Origin of the sequence: Micromonospora sp. GCM10011542 (assembly GCF_042650685.1) — a bacterium.
Taxonomy (GTDB): Bacteria; Actinomycetota; Actinomycetes; order Mycobacteriales; family Micromonosporaceae; genus Micromonospora.
In genome coordinates this window covers 81,211-100,547 of the sequence record NZ_JBHSBO010000061.1, presented here as the reverse complement: position 1 = coordinate 100,547, position 19,337 = coordinate 81,211, and the positions used below count along the sequence as shown (strand labels likewise).

Annotated in this window: 22 protein-coding genes; 11 read left to right on the top strand and 11 right to left on the bottom strand. The window is 74.0% G+C overall.

All coding sequences use genetic code 11. From position 1 onward, the window contains the following. Position 1: 1 nt before the first annotated feature. Together leuD and ACFOW4_RS25930 are read left to right on the top strand one after the other, a co-directional pair. Positions 2 to 589, top strand: a complete 588-nt coding sequence (gene leuD / locus ACFOW4_RS25935) for a 3-isopropylmalate dehydratase small subunit (RefSeq protein WP_377532393.1) — start codon at positions 2 to 4, stop codon at positions 587 to 589. A gap of 172 nt (positions 590 to 761) precedes the next feature. Beyond that, positions 762 to 1,412 carry an HU family DNA-binding protein gene (locus tag ACFOW4_RS25930; RefSeq protein ID WP_377532390.1) on the top strand — a complete coding sequence of 217 codons (651 nt, stop codon included), beginning with the start codon at positions 762 to 764 and terminating at the stop codon, positions 1,410 to 1,412. Positions 1,413 to 1,478: 66 nt separating this feature from the next. Here the strand turns inward: ACFOW4_RS25930 and ACFOW4_RS25925 are convergent, their stop codons facing one another. From ACFOW4_RS25925 to cofC, 5 genes are read right to left on the bottom strand one after another with little or no spacing between them, the layout of a single operon-like run. Further along, on the bottom strand, positions 1,479 to 2,357 hold the full coding sequence (locus ACFOW4_RS25925; RefSeq protein WP_377532388.1) for an NUDIX domain-containing protein: 879 nt from the start codon (positions 2,355 to 2,357) through the stop codon (positions 1,479 to 1,481). Continuing rightward, the gene (locus tag ACFOW4_RS25920) at positions 2,345 to 3,865 is read right to left on the bottom strand and encodes a CHAD domain-containing protein (RefSeq protein WP_377532385.1); all 1,521 of its coding nucleotides are present in this window, start codon (positions 3,863 to 3,865) and stop codon (positions 2,345 to 2,347) included. Before ACFOW4_RS25920 ends, ACFOW4_RS25925 begins: the two co-directional genes overlap by 13 nt. 24 nt (positions 3,866 to 3,889) lie before the next feature. Then, positions 3,890 to 6,187 carry an RNA degradosome polyphosphate kinase gene (locus tag ACFOW4_RS25915; protein WP_377532382.1) on the bottom strand — a complete coding sequence of 766 codons (2,298 nt, stop codon included), beginning with the start codon at positions 6,185 to 6,187 and terminating at the stop codon, positions 3,890 to 3,892. Positions 6,188 to 6,241: 54 nt separating this feature from the next. Then, positions 6,242 to 6,439: a cold-shock protein gene (locus ACFOW4_RS25910; RefSeq protein ID WP_377532379.1), complete on the bottom strand. Its 198-nt coding sequence runs from the start codon at positions 6,437 to 6,439 to the stop codon at positions 6,242 to 6,244. Positions 6,440 to 6,463: 24 nt separating this feature from the next. After that, positions 6,464 to 7,111, bottom strand: coding sequence for a 2-phospho-L-lactate guanylyltransferase (gene cofC, locus ACFOW4_RS25905; RefSeq protein WP_377532377.1), 648 nt, complete (start codon positions 7,109 to 7,111; stop codon positions 6,464 to 6,466). Between the two features lie 128 nt (positions 7,112 to 7,239). Between cofC and ACFOW4_RS25900 the strand changes: the two genes are divergently transcribed. From ACFOW4_RS25900 to ACFOW4_RS25880, 5 genes are all read left to right on the top strand, one after another. Then, on the top strand, positions 7,240 to 7,974 hold the full coding sequence (locus ACFOW4_RS25900) for a lysophospholipid acyltransferase family protein (protein ID WP_377532375.1): 735 nt from the start codon (positions 7,240 to 7,242) through the stop codon (positions 7,972 to 7,974). Next, positions 7,971 to 8,984, top strand: coding sequence for an NAD(P)H-dependent glycerol-3-phosphate dehydrogenase (locus tag ACFOW4_RS25895; protein ID WP_377532372.1), 1,014 nt, complete (start codon positions 7,971 to 7,973; stop codon positions 8,982 to 8,984). Before ACFOW4_RS25900 ends, ACFOW4_RS25895 begins: the two co-directional genes overlap by 4 nt. A 7-nt stretch (positions 8,985 to 8,991) precedes the next feature. Then, positions 8,992 to 10,110 carry a cystathionine gamma-lyase gene (locus ACFOW4_RS25890; protein WP_377532369.1) on the top strand — a complete coding sequence of 373 codons (1,119 nt, stop codon included), beginning with the start codon at positions 8,992 to 8,994 and terminating at the stop codon, positions 10,108 to 10,110. After that, complete coding sequence (locus ACFOW4_RS25885; RefSeq protein ID WP_377532366.1) at positions 10,110 to 10,898, top strand: putative protein N(5)-glutamine methyltransferase; 789 nt, start codon at positions 10,110 to 10,112, stop codon at positions 10,896 to 10,898. The genes ACFOW4_RS25890 and ACFOW4_RS25885 overlap by 1 nt, the downstream gene beginning before the upstream one ends. Before the next feature lie 152 nt (positions 10,899 to 11,050). Continuing rightward, positions 11,051 to 12,100, top strand: coding sequence for an ROK family protein (locus ACFOW4_RS25880; RefSeq protein ID WP_377532363.1), 1,050 nt, complete (start codon positions 11,051 to 11,053; stop codon positions 12,098 to 12,100). 108 nt (positions 12,101 to 12,208) lie between these two features. Here the strand turns inward: ACFOW4_RS25880 and ACFOW4_RS25875 are convergent, their stop codons facing one another. Further along, positions 12,209 to 12,409, bottom strand: a complete 201-nt coding sequence (locus ACFOW4_RS25875; protein WP_377532360.1) for a DUF397 domain-containing protein — start codon at positions 12,407 to 12,409, stop codon at positions 12,209 to 12,211. A gap of 5 nt (positions 12,410 to 12,414) precedes the next feature. Next, a complete protein-coding gene (locus tag ACFOW4_RS25870) occupies positions 12,415 to 13,260 on the bottom strand; it encodes a helix-turn-helix domain-containing protein (RefSeq protein ID WP_377532358.1) in 846 nt (281 codons plus the stop codon). A gap of 279 nt (positions 13,261 to 13,539) precedes the next feature. Here ACFOW4_RS25870 and ACFOW4_RS25865 point away from each other — a divergent pair, with 279 nt between their 5' ends. Next, complete coding sequence (locus ACFOW4_RS25865) at positions 13,540 to 13,758, top strand: hypothetical protein (RefSeq protein WP_377532355.1); 219 nt, start codon at positions 13,540 to 13,542, stop codon at positions 13,756 to 13,758. A 167-nt stretch (positions 13,759 to 13,925) separates the two neighbouring features. Next, the gene (locus tag ACFOW4_RS25860) at positions 13,926 to 15,026 is read left to right on the top strand and encodes a D-alanine--D-alanine ligase family protein (RefSeq protein WP_377532354.1); all 1,101 of its coding nucleotides are present in this window, start codon (positions 13,926 to 13,928) and stop codon (positions 15,024 to 15,026) included. Between the two features lie 60 nt (positions 15,027 to 15,086). Here the strand turns inward: ACFOW4_RS25860 and ACFOW4_RS25855 are convergent, their stop codons facing one another. Both ACFOW4_RS25855 and ACFOW4_RS25850 read right to left on the bottom strand, forming a co-directional pair. Further along, entirely contained in the window at positions 15,087 to 15,749 is a 663-nt protein-coding gene (locus ACFOW4_RS25855; RefSeq protein ID WP_377532351.1) for a DUF3515 family protein, read from the bottom strand. Next, entirely contained in the window at positions 15,750 to 15,983 is a 234-nt protein-coding gene (locus ACFOW4_RS25850) for an Lrp/AsnC ligand binding domain-containing protein (protein ID WP_013284547.1), read from the bottom strand. It lies immediately after the preceding gene. Positions 15,984 to 16,135: 152 nt separating this feature from the next. Here ACFOW4_RS25850 and ACFOW4_RS25845 point away from each other — a divergent pair, with 152 nt between their 5' ends. Beyond that, positions 16,136 to 17,068 carry a thiamine-phosphate kinase gene (locus tag ACFOW4_RS25845; protein ID WP_377532739.1) on the top strand — a complete coding sequence of 311 codons (933 nt, stop codon included), beginning with the start codon at positions 16,136 to 16,138 and terminating at the stop codon, positions 17,066 to 17,068. Positions 17,069 to 17,097: 29 nt separating this feature from the next. After that, the gene (locus tag ACFOW4_RS25840) at positions 17,098 to 17,556 is read left to right on the top strand and encodes a GNAT family N-acetyltransferase (protein WP_377532348.1); all 459 of its coding nucleotides are present in this window, start codon (positions 17,098 to 17,100) and stop codon (positions 17,554 to 17,556) included. Between the two features lie 15 nt (positions 17,557 to 17,571). On the opposite strand, the gene ACFOW4_RS25835 is transcribed toward ACFOW4_RS25840, so the two are convergent. Beyond that, on the bottom strand, positions 17,572 to 18,822 hold the full coding sequence (locus ACFOW4_RS25835; RefSeq protein WP_377532346.1) for an ATP-grasp domain-containing protein: 1,251 nt from the start codon (positions 18,820 to 18,822) through the stop codon (positions 17,572 to 17,574). A 178-nt stretch (positions 18,823 to 19,000) separates the two neighbouring features. Further along, a complete protein-coding gene (gene rpmB, locus ACFOW4_RS25830) occupies positions 19,001 to 19,192 on the bottom strand; it encodes a 50S ribosomal protein L28 (protein ID WP_007456456.1) in 192 nt (63 codons plus the stop codon). Positions 19,193 to 19,337: the final 145 nt, after the last annotated feature.

The window sequence follows — 19,337 nt, the reverse complement described above, 5'->3', positions numbered from 1 at the left end:
GATGGAGAGGTTCACCACCCACACCGGCACGGCCCTGCCGTTGCGCCGTTCCAATGTGGACACCGATCAGATCATTCCGGCCGTGTACCTCAAGCGGGTGACCCGCACCGGTTTCGCCGACGGACTGTTCAGCGCCTGGCGGGAGGATCCCGCATTCGTGCTCAACAATCAGGCGTATTCCGGTGCGTCGATCCTTGTCGCCGGCCCGGAGTTCGGCACCGGATCTTCTCGGGAGCACGCCGTGTGGGCGCTGCGGGACTGGGGGTTCCGGGCGGTCGTCTCCCCGCGCTTCGGCGACATCTTCCACGGCAACGCCCTCAAGGAGGGTCTGCTCCCCGTCGAGTTGGAATTGACAGTGGTGGAGCAGATCTGGGATCTCATCGAGTCGGATCCGCGTACGCCGGTGACCGTCGACCTGACCGCCCGCCAGCTCCGGGCCGGTGACGCCAGCTGGTCGTTCCCGCTGGACGACTTCAGCCGGTGGCGGTTGATGGAGGGCCTGGACGACATTGGACTCACCCTCCGGCACGCGGCCGACATCGACGCGTACGAGGCGGGCAGAGCGCCGTTCCTGCCATCGGTGGCGTGACCGTACGCCCGATCGCGCATCGGATTTCGCCCTCACCGGACCCGCCGGTGAGGGCGAATCCGTTACGACACAAGGGCTTTTTTCCACCGAATGTTTGTGTCCCGGCAGCACAGGGCATACCGTGCGCGCAGAATGGCTCGCGTCGAGTCAGTTGCACAATCGGGAGGAAGTCGTGAACAAGGCCGAGCTCATCGAGGCGCTCGCCGTTCGCCTGGGGGACCGGAAGACGGCGACGGCCGCGCTCGACGCGGTCCTCGCTGAGGTCCAGGCGGCGGTCACCAAGGGCGAGAAGGTGGCGATCACCGGTTTCGGTGCCTTCGAAAAGCGTGTGCGTGGCGCGCGAACAGCGCGCAACCCGCGTACCGGCGAGGCGGTGAAGGTCAAGAAGACGTCCGTCCCGACCTTCCGCGCCGGCGCCGGGTTCAAGGAGATGGTGGCCAGCGGCAAGGTGCCGAAGGCCACGGCGGCGGCGAAGAAGGCCGCCGCCAGCACCACACCCGCCACCAAGACCACCGGTGCGAAGGCGACGGGCACCAAGGCCGCCGGCGCCAAGGCGACCGGCACCAAGGCGGCCGGCGCGAAGGCCGCCGGCACCAAGGCCACCACGGCGGCCAGCAAGAAGACCGCCGCGGCCAAGGCCACCAAGACCACCACGGCGACCAAGACGGCCGCCAGCAAGAAGACCGCCCCGGCGAAGAAGAGCGCCGCGGCCAGCAAGTCCACCGCGGCGAAGAAGACCGCCGCCACGGCGAGCAAGAGCGCGGCGGCCAAGAAAGCGCCCGCGAAGAAGTCCCCGGCCAAGAAGGCGGCCAGCAAGCGCTGACCGTACGGCCGACTCGAAGGGGCGTCCACCGCGGCCGGTGGGCGCCCTTCGGCGTGCCCGGGCTCGCTAGAGGCGGTCGGCGGCGAGCAGTCGGTCGGCGGTGAAGGCGAGCAGCCAGCCGCCGCCCTTCGGCGTGGTGAAGTCCTTGTCGGCGCGGCCGGTCAGCCGCTCCAGCGCGCCCGGTAGCACCTTGCCCTGACTGCACACCGCGGCCCGGCCGTCCGTGCCGCCCAGCTCCAACAGCCGGGCCGCGGTGGCCAGGATCCGCTCGTCGGGCTGCTGGCCGGGTTGCGGTTCGTCTAGATCGCCGCAGATCTCGATCGGCAGGTCGAGCAGCGCGGCCGTCGGGTCCAGCGTCTGCACGCAGCGCCGCGCGGAGGCGGAGAGCAACCGCTGCGGGCGGATCAGCGCCACCAGCCCGGCCAGGAGGTGGGCCTGCGCCCACCCCTCGGCGTCCAGCGGCCGGCCGATGTCGGGGCCGGACCAGGTGGCCCGCTTGCCGGCGTGCGCGTGCCGGACCAGCGCGACTGTCCCGGTCACCGGCGGGAGCGCGGCGAACGCCGCCAGCACCTCGGCGTCGTGCGGGTAGCTGACCAGGCGGATCGCCTCGTCCACGGCGAGCCAGCGCACGTCGTCCACCTCGGTGCCGGGCTGGAAGCCGCCCTCGGCGACCGCCCGCATCGACCAGTAGTCGACCACCTTGGGCTGGCCCTCGCTGCGGTAGCGCGCCGACGGCAGGCGTACCTGCGGGACGCCGCGTACGTCGCTCTCCTCGGCCACCTCACGCACGGCGGCCAGCAGCGGATGCTCGCCCGGCTCCAGCTTGCCCTTCGGCAGCGACCAGTCGCCGTAGCGGGGACGGTGCACCAGGCAGACCTGCACGCCCTCGGCGGACGGCCGCCAGGCCACCCCGCCGGCCGCCCGGATGCCGGTCACGGCAACCATCGGGTCCGCCGGCGGCGGGTGGCCCGGTGCCAGGCGGCCGGGAACCGCGTCCGCATCCGGCGTACCGTCTCGCGTTCGCGCTCGGCCAGCCGCCCGGCGGTGACCGCCAGGTCGTGGTCCGTCGACCGCTCGGCGGCGATGCCCAGCCAGGTGTCCGCGGCCACGGCGGCGTCCTGGTGCTCGCCCAGCACGTCCTGCACCCGGGCCAGCGCGCGGGACAGCCGCCGGGCGCCCCGGCCCAGCGCCGGTGCCACCGCGCCGACCGCGTACCGGGCCTGCTTGCCCTCCTTGCGGACGGTGTGCCAGCGCTCGTCCGCCGCCGCCGGGTCGAGGCCGTCCACCCCGTCCGGGCCGGTGAGCCGCCGCCACGGGCGGGCCACCAGCCGGGGCAACGCCCGCTTCGCCGGGGCGCCCGCCCGGCGGGTGAGCCGGGGGGAGCGCGCGGCCAGCACGAGGGCGTCCACCAGGGCCAGGTAGCGCCGGGAGCGCAGCGCGTCGTCGACGGCGGCCAGCGCCCGCCGCTGCCGCTCGGCGAGCACGTCGTCCAGTCGGTCCACGGCGGCCGGGTCGAGTGGGCTGAGTGGATCGGCGGTCGCGGTGCGCCGCAACCGGTCCCGCAGCACCTCGACGTCACGGGCCGCGCCGAGCACCCCGGCCAGCCAGTGCAGCTCGGCGCGCAGCGGACGGGCCCAGGAGGTGCGGACCAGCGGCGCGAAGGTGCGCAGATCGCTGCGGAGCCGCCGGCACGCCACCCGCATCTGGTGCACGGCGGTGTCCCCGTCGCCGAGTGGGGCGCGCAGCCGGACCAGCGGGTCGTGCGTCAGCAGCCGGCGTACCCCGTGCCGGACCGCCTCGGTGACCACGTCGCCGGCGGTCGGCGCGGCCGGCAGCCCGGTCGGCGTGACCAGGTCCGGTTCGGCCCGCGCCGCCGCGCCCAGCGCCCGCACGTGCTTCGGGGTGAAGGAGCCGCCCCGGGCGCCGGCGTCGCGCAGCACCGCGCCGACCCGGTCCAGCAGCTCCCGGTCACCGGCCTTGCGTTCCACCTCCAGCTCACGGAAGGCGTCGGTGGTGGCGCCGGTGCCGTCGAGCACCGTGACCCGGTCGTCGACCACCTCGGCCAACACCGCACCGGCCGGATCGCAGACCTCGTACGCGCGCCGGACGGTGCGCACCACGGCCACCGGAGCCAGCGGCGCGCCCCGGTGGAAGACCGTGACCAGCTCCACCAGCTCCGGCGGTGGCTCCCCGGTCGGCCCGGCCCGGGAGATCTCGTGCCGGATCCCCGGTGTGTCGGTGGGGAGCTTCACCGTCCAGGGCGGCTCGTCGCCCTGGCGGTGGCGCAGCGAGACACCGGCCCGGGCCAGTCGCAGGTCGACGGTGTCGAGATAGCTGGCGACCAGCGTCACCGGCGGCAGCTCCCGAACCCGCCCGCCGGCCGGGGCCGTGGCGGACAGGTCCGGCAGGACGTAGGCGTCGTCCGCCTCGTACTTCTGCTCCTCCTCCACCATCTGGTCAGCCTATGCCGCGGTGGCTCACCCGGCGGTGCCACCGACCCGGCGCAACAGCAGTTCCTGCAGATGCGCCGGGACCACCTCGTCGCCGCCGGTACGGCGGGTCCACGTGCCGTCCCCGGCCAGCTCGAACGCGTCCACGTCGGGGCCCATCGCGGCGGTCAGCACGTGGTCCAGCTCGGCCCGGGCGACCGGGTCGCTCACCTGCACCAGTGCCTCCACCCGCCGGTCCAGGTTGCGGTGCATCAGGTCCGCCGAGCCCATCCAGAACTCGGCCTCCCCGTTGTTGCCGAACCGGAAGACGCGCGAGTGCTCCAGGAACCGGCCGAGGATCGAGCGGACCCGGATGTTGTCCGACAGCCCCGGCACCCCCGGGCGCAGCGTGCACATGCCCCGGATGAGCAGGTCGACGTGCACGCCGGCCTGGGAGGCCCGGTACAGCGCGTCGGTCAGCTCCTCGTCGACCAGCGAGTTGACCTTGAACTGGACCAGGCCCGGCATGCCCAGCCGGACGTGCGAGATCTCCCGCTCGATCCGCTCGATCAGGCCGCTGCGGATGCCCGTCGGCGCGACCAGCAGCCGGCGGAAGGCGGTCTGCCGGCTGTAGCCGGTGAGCACGTTGAACAGGTCGGTCAGGTCCGCGCCGATCTCCGGGTCGGCGGTGAGCATGCCGAAGTCCTCGTAGAGCCGGGCGGTCTTGGGGTGGTAGTTGCCGGTGCCGATGTGGCAGTACCGGCGGATCTGGTTGCCCTCCTGGCGCACCACCAGGGCGGTCTTGCAGTGCGTCTTCAGGCCGACCAGGCCGTACACCACGTGGCAGCCGGCGCGCTCCAACGTGCGCGCCCAGCCGATGTTGGCCACCTCGTCGAAGCGGGCCTTCACCTCCACCAGCACCACCACCTGCTTGCCGGCGGCGGCGGCGTCGACCAGCGCGTCCACGATCGGCGAATCGCCGCTGGTGCGGTAGAGGGTCTGCTTGATGGCCAGCACGTCCGGGTCGGCGGCGGCCTGCTCGATGAAGCGTTGCACGCTGGTGGCGAACGAGTGGTACGGGTGGTGCACCAGGACGTCGCCGTCGCGCAGGGTGGAGAAGACGCTGCGAGGCACCTCGCCCTCGGCGAGCCGGGGGTGGGTGGCCGGCACGAACGGCGGGTCCTTGAGATCCGGCCGGTCCGCCTCGCCGTAGACCTGCCACAGCGCGGAGAGGTCCAGCAGCCCCGGCACCCGCAGCACGTCCTGGTCGTCCATGTCCAGCTCGCGAACCAGCAGCTCCAGCATGTGGTCGGAGATCGACGCGGCCACCTCCAACCGGACCGGTGGGCCGAACCGACGCCGGGCCAGCTCCCGCTCCAGGGCCTGCAACAGGTCCTCGTCGCGGTCCTCGTCGACCTCCACCTCGGCGTTGCGGGTGACCCGGAACAGGTGGCACTCGACCACCTGCATGCCGCTGAAGAGCTGCCCCAGGTGCACCGAGATCAGGTCCTCCACCGGCAGCATCCGTACGCCCGGCTGGTCGCGGTCCACCCGGACGAAACGGGGGACGTTGTTGGGCACCTTCACCCGGGCGAACAGCTCCGAGCCGCCGTCCGGGTCGCGGACCGCGACGGCCAGGTTGAGCGAGCGCCCGGAGATGTACGGGAACGGGTGCGCCGGGTCGACCGCGAGCGGGGTCAGCACCGGGAAGATGTGCTCGCGGAAGTAGGTGCGCAGCCGTTCCCGTTCGGCGTCGCCCAGCTCACCCCAGCGCAGGATGCGGATGCCCTCGCCGGCCAGCCGGGGGAGCACGTCGTCGACGAAGCAGGCGGCGTGCCGGGCGACCAGCGCGGCCGTCCGCTCCGCGATCAGCTCCAGTTGGGTCCGCAGGGGCAGCCGGTCGCCGCCGCGTACCGGCAGGCCGGCGGAGAGACGCCGCTTCAGCCCGGCGATGCGCACCATGTAGAACTCGTCGAGGTTGCTGGCGAAGATGGCCAGGAACTTGGCCCGTTCCAGCAGTGGAGTGCGCTGGTCCTCGGCGAGCGTGAGGACCCGGGCGTTGAAGTCGAGCCAGGACAGCTCCCGGTTGAGGAACCGGTCCTCCGGCAGCGGCGCGGGCGCCGGTGGCTCGTCGGTCCCGGTGGCCGGGGCGCCGGAATCGAGCACCTCGTCCAGGCCCGAGGAGGCGGCGGCCGGGTCGGTGTCGGGCGCGTCGGCGCGGGCGGCGGCGCGCTCGGCGTGGGAGGGACGGTAGCGGCCGTCGGTGCCGCGCAGTCGGGTGCCGTTGCGGGGGGCGGTGGGATCGGTGGCGGGCGGGCTGGCGGGGTGCTCGCGAGGGGTGCTCACCCGCTCATAATCACCCGATTCCGGTTAACGCAAAATGAACTTGGCTCCGCCGGCTCAGCTCATCGTCGGCAATGTCACCCGGACGACCTCGCCGTCGGAATCGGTGTCGATGCGCACCCGCTGGCCAAGCCGGAGCAGCCGCAGCCCGGAGGCGTCGAAGGCCCGGGTGGGGAAGGCCAGTTCGGTGCCGTCGTCGAGCAGCAGTACCCCGCTGCGGGACGCCGCGTCGTAGGTGGCCACCGTGCCCTGCATGCCTGGCACCGTACACCGCTGGGGTCAGCCCGCGGTGCCGGCCGCGCAACCGGCACCGACCAGCGCGGCGGTGCGCGGCCCGAGCCCCAGCCGGGTGGCGGCCGCCAGGTCCGTCGCGGTGTCCACGTCGCGGCGCAGGGTGGGCCACCGGCCGACCAGCGGCAGCGCCCCGCTGGCCGCGTGCGCCGCCGCCGAGCCGTGCCCGAACCGCGGATCCAGGGGTACGCCGGGTGGCGCGGCGAGCAGCACCGTGCCGTCGCCCGGGGCGTCCGGCACGAAGCGGCGTACCCGGGCCGGGTTGGACCGCGCGGCGTGCAGCGCGGCGGCCAGGTCGGCCGGGCGCAGCGCGGGCAGGTCCGCGGTGATTCCCGCCACCCACCCGGCGCCGGCCGCCGCCGCACCGTGCCGGAACGCGGCGTTGAGGCCGGCGTCGGGCTCGTCGGGCAGCACCCGGGCGCCGGCGTCGCGGGCCGTCGCCGCCACCCGGGCGTCGTCGGTGACCACCAGCACCCCGGCGACCGCCGGACAGGCCAGCAGCGCACGCAGCGTGTCGGCGGCCAGCGCGAGGGCCAGGTCCTCGTGCGGTACGCCCGGCAGCGCCCCCCGCAGCCGGCTCTTCGCGGCGGCCAGACGCTTCACCGGCAGCACCACTGTCCACCTCGGCTGACTCACGCCCGCAATCCTGCCAGCCGGACGGTGGGACCCTCACTGGCCGTACCCGGGGCGAGCAGGCATGATTTCCGCTGCGGGTGTCGCGGACGGGGTCCGCGGCGCGGGTCGGGGCGGTACGAGGAGGCGCGGTGGCACGGCGGAGGCTGGGGTTCTGGCAACGGTTCGCCGTGTCGCTGGTCAAGCCGGTGATGACCGTCTGGACCCGGCGCACCTGGCGTGGCATGGAGCACCTGCGCGGCGACGGCGGCGTGATCATCGTGGCGAACCACATCTCGCACGCCGACCCGCTGGTCTCCGCGCACTTCATCTACGACTCCGGTCGGTGGCCGCAGTACCTGGGCAAGGCGAGCGTGTTCCGGGTGCCGGTGATCGGCTGGATCCTGCACCGGTGCCGGCAGATCCCCGTCGAGCGGGGCAGCGTTGACGCCGTCCGGTCGCTCGACGCGATGGTCGACGCGCTGAACGAGGGCGGCGCCGTGATCATCTACCCGGAGGGCACCACCACCAAGCACCCCCAGCTGTGGCCCATGAAGGCCAAGACCGGGGCCGCCCGGCTGGCGCTGGCCACCGGGGCGCCGGTCGTGCCGCTGGCGATGTGGGGCCCGGAGCGCATCTTCGACCCGCGCACCAGCCGGATCAATCCCCGCCCGCGCATCCCGGTGACCGTGGTCGCCGGCGAACCGATCGACCTGAGCCGGTGGGCGGGCGCCCCGCCCACCCGGGCCACCCTCGAAGAGATGACGGACGCCATCATGCTGCGGCTGCGCGACATGCTCGCCGAGATCCGCGGTGGCACCCCGCCGCCGCTGTGGGAACGGCCGGCCCGGCCCGCCGTCGAGCGCCAGCAGGGCGGTGCCCAATGAGCGAGCGCGGGCACGTGGCGGTGCTCGGTGCGGGCTCGTGGGGGACCGCGTTCGCCAAGATCCTCGCTGACGCGGGGCGCGAGGTGACGGTGTGGGCCCGCCGGTCGCCGGTGGCCGACGCCATCCGCAGCGAGGGACGCAACCCGGAGTACCTGCCGAACGTGCGGCTGCCCGCTCGGGTAACGGCCACCGCCGACGCCGCCGAGGCGATCACCGGCGCCGAGCTGGTGGTGCTGGCCGTGCCGTCGCAGACGCTGCGCGGCAACCTCGCGAAGTGGACCGCGCACCTGCACCCGGACGCGACCCTGGTGTCGCTGATGAAGGGCATCGAGCTCGGCACCACCAAGCGGATGAGCGAGGTCATCGTCGAGACCACCGGGGTGGCCGCGGACCGGGTGGTGGTGGTCTCCGGCCCCAACCTGGCCCCGGAGATCGCCGCCGAGCAGCCGGCCGCCACGGTGATCGCCGGTACGAACAGCAACCGGACGGCGCTCGTGCAGTCGTCGATCCGGACGCCCTACTTCCGCCCGTACACGAACGACGACGTGATCGGCTGCGAGCTGGGCGGTGCGGTCAAGAACGTGATCGCCCTGTCGTACGGCATCGCCACCGCGATGGGCTTCGGCGACAACACGCGGGCCATGCTGATGACCCGTGGGCTGGCCGAGACCGCCCGTCTGGGCGTGGCGCTCGGCGCGGACCCGATCACCTTCGCCGGCCTGGCCGGCATGGGCGACCTGGTCGCCTCCTGCTCGTCCCCGCTGGCGCGCAACCGCACCTTCGGTGAGCACCTGGGCCGGGGCGAGACGCTGGAGCAGGCGCAGGCCGCCACCCGGCAGACCGCCGAGGGCGTGAAGAGCTGCCTGGCGATCCGCGACCTGGCCCGGGCGCACGGGGTGGAGATGCCGATCACCGAGCAGGTCGAGCGGATCTGCCACGAGGGGATGGACCCGCGCCTCGCCGTGGACACCCTGATGAGCCGGACCGCCAAACCCGAGTCGTACGAGTGAGGACCCGATGAACGAGCTGGGCGACGGCACCCGCAGCGTCCGCGCCGGACTGCCCGAGCCGGCGCCGGGGGATCCGTTCCTGCCCGGGCCGGTCTTCGCCGCGCCGTACCACCTCGACCCGTGGCAGGGCCCGGCCGGCTCGCCCAACGGCTACGGCCGCCCGGACAACCCGACCCGGCGTCTGCTGGAGGCGGCCGTGGGCGAGCTGGAGGGCGGCGACTGCCGGGTCTTCGCCAGCGGTCAGGCGGCCATCACCGGGACGCTGCTCACGCTGCTGCGCCCCGGGGACACCGTGCTGCTGCCCGCCGACGGGTACTTCCCGGTCCGGGCGTTCGCCACCGCCGCGTTGGAGACGATCGGCGTCCAGGTGCACTTCGTGCCGACCGTCGGGCCGTACCCGTCGCTGGAGGGCGTCCGGCTGGTGCTGGTGGAGACCCCGGCCAACCCGGGTCTGGACGTGGTCGACGTGGCCGCCCTGGCCGAGCGGGCGCACGCCGCCGGCGCGCTGCTCGCGGTGGACAACACCACGGCCACGCCGCTGGGCCAGCGCCCGCTGGACCTGGGCGCGGACCTGGTGGTCGCCTCCGGCACCAAGGCGCTGACCGGTCACTCCGACCTGCTGCTGGGCTACGTGGCCAGCCGCTCGGCCGAGCTGGTCGAGGCAGTGACCGTCTGGCGCACCGCCACCGGTGCCGTGCCGGGCGCGTTCGACGCCTGGCTGGCCCACCGGTCCCTGGCCACCCTCGACCTGCGGCTGGCCCGGCAGACCGCGAACGCCGCCGCGGTCGCCGAGCTGCTCGCCGCCCGGCCGGACGTGAGCGGCCTGCGCTGGCCGGGGCGCCCGGAGGACCCGGCGTACCCGGTGGCCTCGGCGCAGATGCGCCGGATGCCGGGGGTGCTCTCGTTCGACCTGGGTGACGCCGACCGGGTGAGCCGGTTCGTCGAGGCCGCCCGGCTGGTGGCGGCGGCCACCTCCTTCGGCGGCCTGCACACCACGGCGGACCGGCGGGCGCAGTGGGGCGACGACACCGGCCCCGGCTTCGTCCGGCTCTCCTGCGGGGTGGAGGACACCGCCGACCTGGTGGCCGACATCGCCGGCGCGCTGGACGCCGCCGAACCGGCCTGATGGCGGCACCCAGCTCCACCGACCGGTCCGCCCTCGTGGGTCGGCTGCGCGCCGCCGGTTGCGTGTACGCCGAGGACGAGGCCGAGTTGCTGCTCGCCGCCGCCGACTCCCCGGCCACGTTGGCGGAGCTGACCGCCCGTCGGGTGGCCGGCGAACCGCTGGAGCATCTGCTCGGCTGGGCCGAGTTCTGCGGCCAACGGATCGCCGTCGCCGCCGGTGTCTTCGTGCCGCGCGGTCGCACCGCCCTGCTGGTCGAGGCGGCGTCCGCGGTCACCGGCCCGCAGGCCGCCGTGGTGGATCTCTGTTGCGGGTCCGGCGCCGCCGCCGTCGTGCTGGCGCACCGGCTCGCGCCGCGCTGGCTGGCCGCCGCCGACATCGACCCGGCGGCCGTGGCCTGCGCCCGTCGCAACCTCGCCGGGCTCGGCGCGGAGGTGTTCCAGGGCGACCTGTTCACGCCGTTGCCGGTGCGGTGGCGCGGCCGGCTGGACCTGGTCGTCGCCAACGCCCCGTACGTGCCCACCGCCGCGGTGGCGCTGATGCCCGGCGAGGCGCGGCTGCACGAGGCCCCGGTGGCGCTCGACGGTGGGCCGGACGGGCTCGCCGTGCTGCGCCGGGTCGCTGCCGGCGCCGTCCACTGGCTGGCGCCCGGTGGCCACCTCGTGGTGGAGGTGAGCGCCGTGCAGGCGGACGCACTCTGTACGGCTTTCGACGCCCTCGGGCTCGTGCCGAGCGTGTGGCACGACGAGGACCTGGATGCCACCGCGGTGACCGCCCGCCGCCCCTTCTGACCTGCTCGCCACGGGCCGGCCGACCGTACCCCTGTTCGTGGCGGAAGCCCCCGGCAGACGTCAGGGGCCTCTGCGGCGCCCGCGGAACGTGGCGGGGGACCGGACGCGGGACTAGCCTCGGCTCACATTCACGACGACGGGAGGCGGTTTCGGTGGGCAGCGCAGGGGTGCCGGTGGTCGTCGGGCTGGACAACGGTGGCACCAGCAACAACGCCACCGTGCTGACGGTGGACGGCCGGTTCCTGGTGGACGGGCTGCTGGAGATCCCCAGCGAGGTGCAGGCCGGCCCGGGGGCGGCGATCGAGGCGTTGGCCCGGGCGCTGGACGGCGTGCTGGCGCACACCGGCGTGCCCCGCGAGCTGGTACGCGCGGTCGGGCTGGACACGCCCGGGCCGGCCAGCGCCGCCGGTGTCATCTCGTCCCGGGGGTCGACCAACTTCTCCCAGCCGGCATGGCGGGGCTTCGACGTGCGGGGCGCGCTCGAGGCCCGGCTCGGTCTGCCGGTGGTCTACCACAACGACGGCAACGCGGCCGCGCTGTACGCCCACCACGTCCACTTCGGAGCCGACGCGATGACCCGGTCGTCGGTCTCCGCGATCGTGGGCACCGGCCTCGGCGGCGGCGTGGTGGAGGCGGGCAAGGTGATCGCCGGCGCGGCCGGGATGGCGGGCGAACTGGGTCACGTGCACATCCCGCTCACCGGCGTGCTCGGGCCGGAGCAGCCGGTGCCGACCTGCGCCTGCGGCTTCACCGGAGACGTGGAGAGCGTCGCCTCGCTGACCGGCATCGAGCGCAACCTGCTGCCGTACTGGCTCACCCGCTATCCGGGTCACCCGCTGGCCGCCGAGCCGGTGGGCCGGGCCGCCAGGCTGGTGCGTGGCTACGGCGAGCGCGGCGACGCGCTGGCCCGGGACCTCTTCGCCCAGCAGGCGATGGCGCTGGGCCGACTGTTCACCGTGGCGGCCAACTTCACCGACCCGCACGCCTACTTCGTCGGGGGCGGGGTGGTGGAGGCGGCACCGGAGTTCCGCGACTGGTTCCTCGCGACCGTCCGTGAGCACACCGTGCTCCGCGAGGAGCAGGCCGCGGTGGCGACCTTCGCACTGGTGCCGGACCGGGACATGGCCGGCGCCCGGGGGGTGGCGATCGCGGCACTGGAGACGCTGCGCGCCACGCCGGAGCCCAGCCCACTGGTGGCCTGAGCGCACGCCTTCGGCTGGGGCGGGTCGCCGGCCCGACGCCGTAGGGCCGGGAGTCCGCCGGCACCCCAGGCTGGCGGGATCCCGGCCGCCGGGCCGGCGACCTGCCGGTCAGTGGCGCGGCGGTGCCTGGGCGAAGGCGGCCCAGGCGGCCGGCGGGAACAGCAGCGCGGGGCCGCTCGGGTCCTTGGAGTCGCGTACGGCGACCAGCCGCGGGATGGCGGCGACCTCCACGCAGGCGCCCTCGTCGCCGCTGCGGCTGCTCTTGCGCCATCCGGCCGCGTCCAGCGCCGCCCTGATCGTCGGTGTCATCGGTCCTACCGTCCCTTCAGCAGTGACTGGAGCTGATCGCGGCTGTCCGCCGGGCTGAGCGCCACGCTCCGCAGGTGCTCCATGATCTTGGTGCAGGTACGCGTCTCGCCCGCGCGGTCGAGGATCATCTGGCCGGCGACGGTCTCCACCGAGGCGATGATCGGGTCCTCCGGGTCGGCGAACTCCAAGATGTGCAGCGAGCCCCGCGTCCCCCGGTGGTAGCCGGCGGAGAGCGGGATCACCTGGACGGTGATGTTCGGCAGCTCGCCCATCTTGATCAGGTGCCGTAGCTGCCCGTCCATCACCGACTGGTCGCCTACCGGCCGGAGCAGCGCGCCCTCGTCGATGATCGCGTCGAGGATGGGCGGCTCGTCGGCGGTGAGCCGCTGCTGGCGGTCGAGCCGGACCTTCACCCGCTGCTCCACCAGGTCGTCGCCGAGGGTGTGCGGCCCTCCGCGCATCACCCCGCGGATGTAGTCGGCGGTCTGCAGCAGCCCGGGCACCACGGAGGGCTCGAAGTTGGCGATGGCGGTGGCCTCGGCCTCGAGGGCGATGAAGTCGATGGTGCGCCGGTCCAGCAGGTACGAGTAGGACACCCACCAGCCCGGCTTGCGCGCGTCCTTGGCGAGCTGCACCGCGGCGGCCACCTCGTCGGCGCCCACCCCGTACGAGGTGAGCAGGGCGCGCACGGTGGCCGGGCTGACCAGCGTCTGCGCGTTCTCGTAACGGGAGAGCGTGCTGCGGGTGCTGTTGATCTCATCCGCGGCGGTCTCCAGCGTCAGCCCGGCGGCCTCCCGGTGGGTACGCAGGGCGATGCCGAGCCGGCGGGCGCGGGCGGTCTTCGGTGCCATGCATCGATGGTCGCACATTTGCGGGAGCGTGTGCATGAGAGAACGTCGATGAGAGTTGCATTCACGCCGGTAAAGGTGTCAATCTGTTGTCGCGTCCTCACTGCCGGTTGTCGTGGCGACGGTGGTGGTGAGTGACCGGAGGGGATGGGGCGCGCGGCGATCGGGTTTCTCCCCCGTGCCCGATCGTCGCGTGCCACCGCCGGCAACCCGGCGCCCGCCCGAAGGAGATGACGTGCGCACCGGTCCGCAGCCCCGCACCGAACGTCCGGAGGTTCGGCGATGACCCGCTTTCTGGTGGTGCTCACCGACGTGCGTCCCGTCGAGGGCAGCGACCGCAACGAACGGGTCTGTCCGGAGCGGCGGCGCCAGGTGGTCGGCGCCAGCAGTCGCGAGGCGGCCGACCGGATCGCCGGAGCCTTCATGGCGCTGGGCATGGTGCGCGCCGGCCGGCAGCGGGTCAAGGTGATCGCGGTCGGCCGCCGGCACGCCCGGGACTGACTCCGACAACCCGTCACTCGCCGTATATGCAGCAATGACCGATTGCGGCGCTGTGCCGTGGCTCACCGGGTATCCACCTCGACCCGTCGCCACGCACAGTAAGGTCAACCGGGTGGGCGCCATCGGCGAACACGCCAGCCGCAGTCGCGTACGAAGAGGTGACCGGAGTGACCACCCCAGGCAAGACCCGCGTGGCGATCGTCTTCGGCGGCCGCAGCCCGGAACACGGCATCTCCTGCGTCAGCGCCGGCAGCGTGCTCGGCGCGCTCGACCCGGACGAGTACGAGGTGGTGCCGGTGGGCATCACCCGGGCCGGCCAGTGGGTGCTGACCAGTGGCGACCCGGCGCAGCTCGCGATCAACGCCCGCCGGCTGCCGGAGATCACCGCCGAGTCCGGCGCCGACATCGTGCTGCGCGCCGATCCCACCGGCAACGGGCTCATGGTGCTCGACCCGACCGAGGGCCCGCGGGCGCTGGCCGACGTGGACGTGGTCTTCCCCGTGCTGCACGGCGCGTACGGCGAGGACGGCACCATCCAGGGCATGCTGGAGATGGCCGGCATCCCGTACGTCGGGGCGAACGTGTTCGCCTCCGCCGCCGCGATGGACAAGGAGTTCACCAAGAAGCTCTGCGCCGCCGAGGGCATCCCGGTCGGCCCGTACGCGGTGCTGCGCAACGGGATGACGCTCAGCGAACAGGACCGGGAGCGGCTGGGCCTGCCGGTCTTCGTCAAGCCCTCCCGGGCCGGCTCGTCTTTCGGCATCACCCGGGTCACCGACTGGGCGCAGCTGGACGAGGCGGTCGCCACCGCCCGCCAGATCGACCCGAAGGTGATCATCGAGGGCGCCATCGTCGGGCGCGAGATCGAGTGCGGCGTGCTGGAGGGCGAGGCCGGCGGGGCGCCCGAGGCGTCCGTGCTGGCCGAGGTGCGGATCGTCGCCGACCACGACTTCTACGACTTCGAGGCGAAGTACCTCGACGACTCCTGCGAGTACGACATCCCGGCCGGCCTGCCGGAGAAGGTGACCCGCCAGGTCCAGGAGTACGCGGTGCGCGCCTTCACCGCTCTGGACTGTGCCGGCCTGGCCCGGGCCGACTTCTTCGTCACCCCGGAGCTGGACATCTACCTCAACGAGATCAACACGATGCCCGGGTTCACCCCGACGTCGATGTTCCCGCGGATGTGGGCGGCCGCCGGCCTGGAGTACCCGAAGCTGGTCAACCGGCTGATCCGGACCGCCCAGCGGCGCGGCGTCGGCCTGCACTGACCGCAGCCCCCGGCCCACACCCGCCGACCGACCGCCGGACGGTTGGGCGGGTGGCGGCGGTCAGCTCCGGCAGCCGGCGGGGACGTCGCCGCCGGAGGGCACCGAGGCCACGATGGTGTTGGAGATCGGTGCCACCCACTGCAACGGCTGCTGGTAGGCGCGGGGGATGCGCACGGTGACCGGTGCCTCCCGGTCGACAGTCGTGAGCACGGTCGCGTCGTCCTGCTCCACCGGGTGCCAGCAGACCCCGTTGACTCCCCAGACCTCGTCCGTGGGCGGAAGGGTCGGCTCGGTGCCGCCGCAGGCCACGGTGAGCGCCGGATCGCCGTACGCGGCGTTCTGCTCCGGGCCCGCGGTGACCGGCCGCTGGGACAGCTCCTTGATGGTCGCCGGCAGCTGGGACAGCAGGGCCCGGCAGACCGTGGCCTGGCGGGTGGCCAGCGCCGGCGCGGCCATCTCGACCGACGCGGTGGACTGCACCCGAGGCGTCGTCGCGGTCGGGCTCGGGGCGGCGGCCGGCTCGTCGTCCGGGGAGAGCGCAGCGAAGGCCAGCGCGGCCACCAGCAGGGTGATCGGCAGCGCGATCAGCGTGGCCAGCAGGGCGGCACCGCGGATCGTCCGGTCCCGACCGGCGGGCGCGTCACCGGCCCGGTCGTGGTCGTCGTCGGTCCGGTCCTCGTCGGTCCGGTCCTCGTCCACGGGGGAGGTGGTGATCTCGTCCACTTACAGCCGCACCACCGAACACGTGAGGGTGCGCGTGATGCCGGGCACCATCTGCACCTTGCTGACGATGAGTTTGCCGAGCTCGTCGACGGTGTTCGCCTCGGTGAGGACGACCACGTCGTACGGTCCGGTGACGGCGTCGACGCGTACCACGCCGGCAAGGTCCGCGATGAGACCCGCCACGTCACGTGCCCGCCCGACCTCGGTCTGGATGAGGATGTACGCCTGTACCACGACTCGACCTCCGTCCGTCGCCGCCGCAGGCGGCCCGAAGGGTGAAACTACCTTACGGACCAGGTCCGATCCCTATCGGTGGTCAAGGAGAAGCAGTGAGCGAGCGCGGCGGAGCCGGGCAGAACGAGCGGAACGCCGGCGGTGGCGCCAGTGTGTCCGGAATCGGGGAGTTCGGGTTGATCGGGCGGGTGACCGCCCGGCTGCCGGTCGGGCCGACGACCCTGCTCGGTCCGGGAGACGACGCAGCCGTGGTGGCCGCGCCGGACGGGCGGGTGGCCGCGTCCACCGACGTGCTGGTCGACGGCCGGCACTTCCGGAGGGACTGGTCCTCGGCCCGCGACGTCGGGCACCGGGCGGCGGCGGCCAACCTCGCCGACATCGCCGCGATGGGAGCCACCCCGACCGCCCTGCTGGTCGCCCTCTGCATGCCGGCCGACCTGCCCACCGAGTGGGCGTTGGAGCTGGCCGACGGTCTGGGTGCCGAAGCGGCCACCGTCGGCGCGAGTGTGGTCGGGGGGGACATGTCGGCCAGCCCGACCTTGACCGTCGCGGTCACCGCGTTGGGCGATCTCGGTGGCCGGGCGCCGGTCGTCCGCTCCGGCGCCCGTCCGGGCGATGTGCTGGCCCTGGCCGGGCGCATCGGGTACGCGGCGGCCGGGCTGACCGTGCTCACCCGCGGGTTCCGCACCCCCCGGCTGCTGGTCGAGGCGTACCGGCGGCCGCAGGTGCCGTACCCGGCCGGGCCGCAGGCCGCCGACTTCGGGGCCACCTCGATGATCGACGTGTCGGACGGGCTGCTCGCCGACCTCGGGCACGTGGCGGCGGCCAGCGGGGTGACCATCGACGTGCGCCGGGACGCGTTCGAGGTGCCCCGGCAGATGGCCGACGCGGCGCAGGCGCTCGGCGTCGACCCGTACACCTGGATCCTCACCGGCGGCGACGACCACGCGTTGGTCGCCACCTTCCCGCCCGACGTGCCGCTGCCGCCGCAGTGGCGGCCGATCGGGCGGGTCGCCGCCGGCACCGGCGTCACGGTCGACGGCGCCCCGTACGCCGGCCCGGCCGGCTGGGACCACTTCCGGTAAGCCCCGCTGCTGGTCGTACCCTTTACGCCGTGAGTGAGATCGAGATCCGCGCCGTGCGGTTCGACGCTCCGGTCGCGCAGCGGCTGATCCGCGCGGCGCTGGCCGACCTGGGCGCCCGGTACGGCGGCACCGGCGACGACACCCCGGTGGACGCGGCGGAGTTCCAGCCGCCCGACGGCGAGTTCCTCGTCGCCTACCTGGGCGGCGAGCCGGTGGGTTGCGGCGGCTGGCGCAGCCACGGCGACGACGCCGAGCTGAAGCGGATGTACACCGCCCCGGAGGCCCGGGGGCGCGGGGTGGCCCGTGCGGTGCTCGCCGCGGTCGAGCGCTCGGCCGCCGATCAGGGCCGCAAGCGGGTGATCCTGGAGTGCGGGGACAAGCAGCCCGAGGCCATCGCGATGTACACGGCGGCCGGTTACGAGCGGATCCCGAACTTCGGCTTCTACGCCGACGCCCCGGGCTGCCTCTCCTTCGGCCGTACCCTCTGACGATCGCCCGACCGCTCAGCCCGTGGTGATCCGAACCTGCCCGGCAGCCCGGCCGGCCGCGTCGGTGGCGTCCGCCGGGTCGGCGCCCCAGGCCAGCACGTGGCCGCTGCGTCGCAACGACGAGGTGATCTCGGCCACCGCGTCGCCGACCGCCACGCCCACCTCGACGTCCAGCACTCCGGGCACGCGGCGTGCCGCGCGCACCCCGTCCACGGCGCCGACCGTGCCCGGTGCGGCCAGCAGGAACTCCACGGCCGCCGCGCCGGTCGGCCGCGCCGGCAGCGTCGGGCGCTCCCCGCGTAGCCCACGCAGGTACGCCGGGACGAACGCGCACTCGTAGGCGACCGAGATCAGCGCGGTGATTAGGTCGCCGGGCAGCCGGGCCGCGCACTCCACCAGGGCCGGGCCGGCGGCGGTGCGGATCCACTCGCTGTGCAGCGTCCCCGTGTGGAACTCCGCGGCGCGGGCGAGCCGGGTGGCCGCGTCGAGCAGTTCCCGCCGGGCCTGCTCGGGCAGCGCCGACGGCACGGTGTGCCCGGTCTCCACCGGGTGCCCACCGGCCAGCACCCGCTTGTCGGTGACGTTGCCGAAGCGCACCTCGCCCTCGACGACCAGCAGCTCGACGCTGTGTTCGCTGCCGATCAGGACTTCCTCGGCGAGCACCGCCGTGGGCACGCCGCGGGAGGTGGTGTCCGGGCCGGTCTCGGGGGCGGCGCTGGCGGCCCAGGCAGCGGCGACCAGCGTCGGATCGGCGATGATCTGCACGCCGAGGCTGCCGGAGCGCCGGGTCGGCTTCAGGACGCACCGGCCCCCCTGCCGGCGGGCGAACGCCTCCGCCTCGGCGGCCGTGGCGACAAGCGCGAACGCCGGGTTGAGCAGGCCGGCCGACGCGGCGAGCAGCCGCAGCCGGTGCTTGTCGGTGAAGATCTCGGCGGCGTGGGTGCCGGCGCCGGGCAGGCCCAGCGCGTCGGCCAGCCGGGCCGCCCCGACCACGCCGTGCTCCTGCCCGGGAACCACCAGCCGGGCGGCGGCCAACCCCGGCTCACGGGCCAGCAGCGCGACCGGGTCGAGCCCGGTCTGGTACTCCGCCGCCACGAGCCGGGAGATCACGGGCAGGCGGTGCCGGGCCAGGTCGCGACGCTGGATGAGGTCGGGTTCCTCGACGACGACCACGCTGCCCGGGGACAGTTGCTCGCCGAGGCTGCGCAGCAGGTCCGCCGCGAAGCCCACCATGACCATCTCGCCCCGGCCCACGTCCAGCTGCACCCGTCACTCCTCGCGCTCGCGTACCGGACCGACAGCCGGCGCAGGGCGAGGCTAACCGGGCGGCGGCCCGGGAGGGACGGCGTCGTCGCGTACCCGTCAGGACCCGGTGCGGACACGACAAAGCCGGCGGACCAGGGGTCCGCCGGCTGAACCGTATGAAGAGGTGGGTGCTACCGCGTCAGGCGCGGGTCACCTTGCCGGCCTTGATGCACGAGGTGCAGACCTGCAACTTCTTGGTGTTGCCACCACCGGCCGGGGTACGCACCGACTGGATGTTCGGGTTCCAGCGGCGGTTGGTCCGCCGGTGCGAGTGGGACACGTTGTGGCCGAAGCCCGGTCCCTTGCCACAGACGTCGCACACGCTAGCCACGGGATACTCCTGGGATTGAAACGTTCATGAGGTCGCCGGCAGGGTGCTGCCCGGGCAACCCGACCAGGCTACCCGATGACCTGCCCAGCCGGCCAACCGCCCCGGGTCGGGGACGCACCGGCGTGACCGTGGTCACCAGCACGAC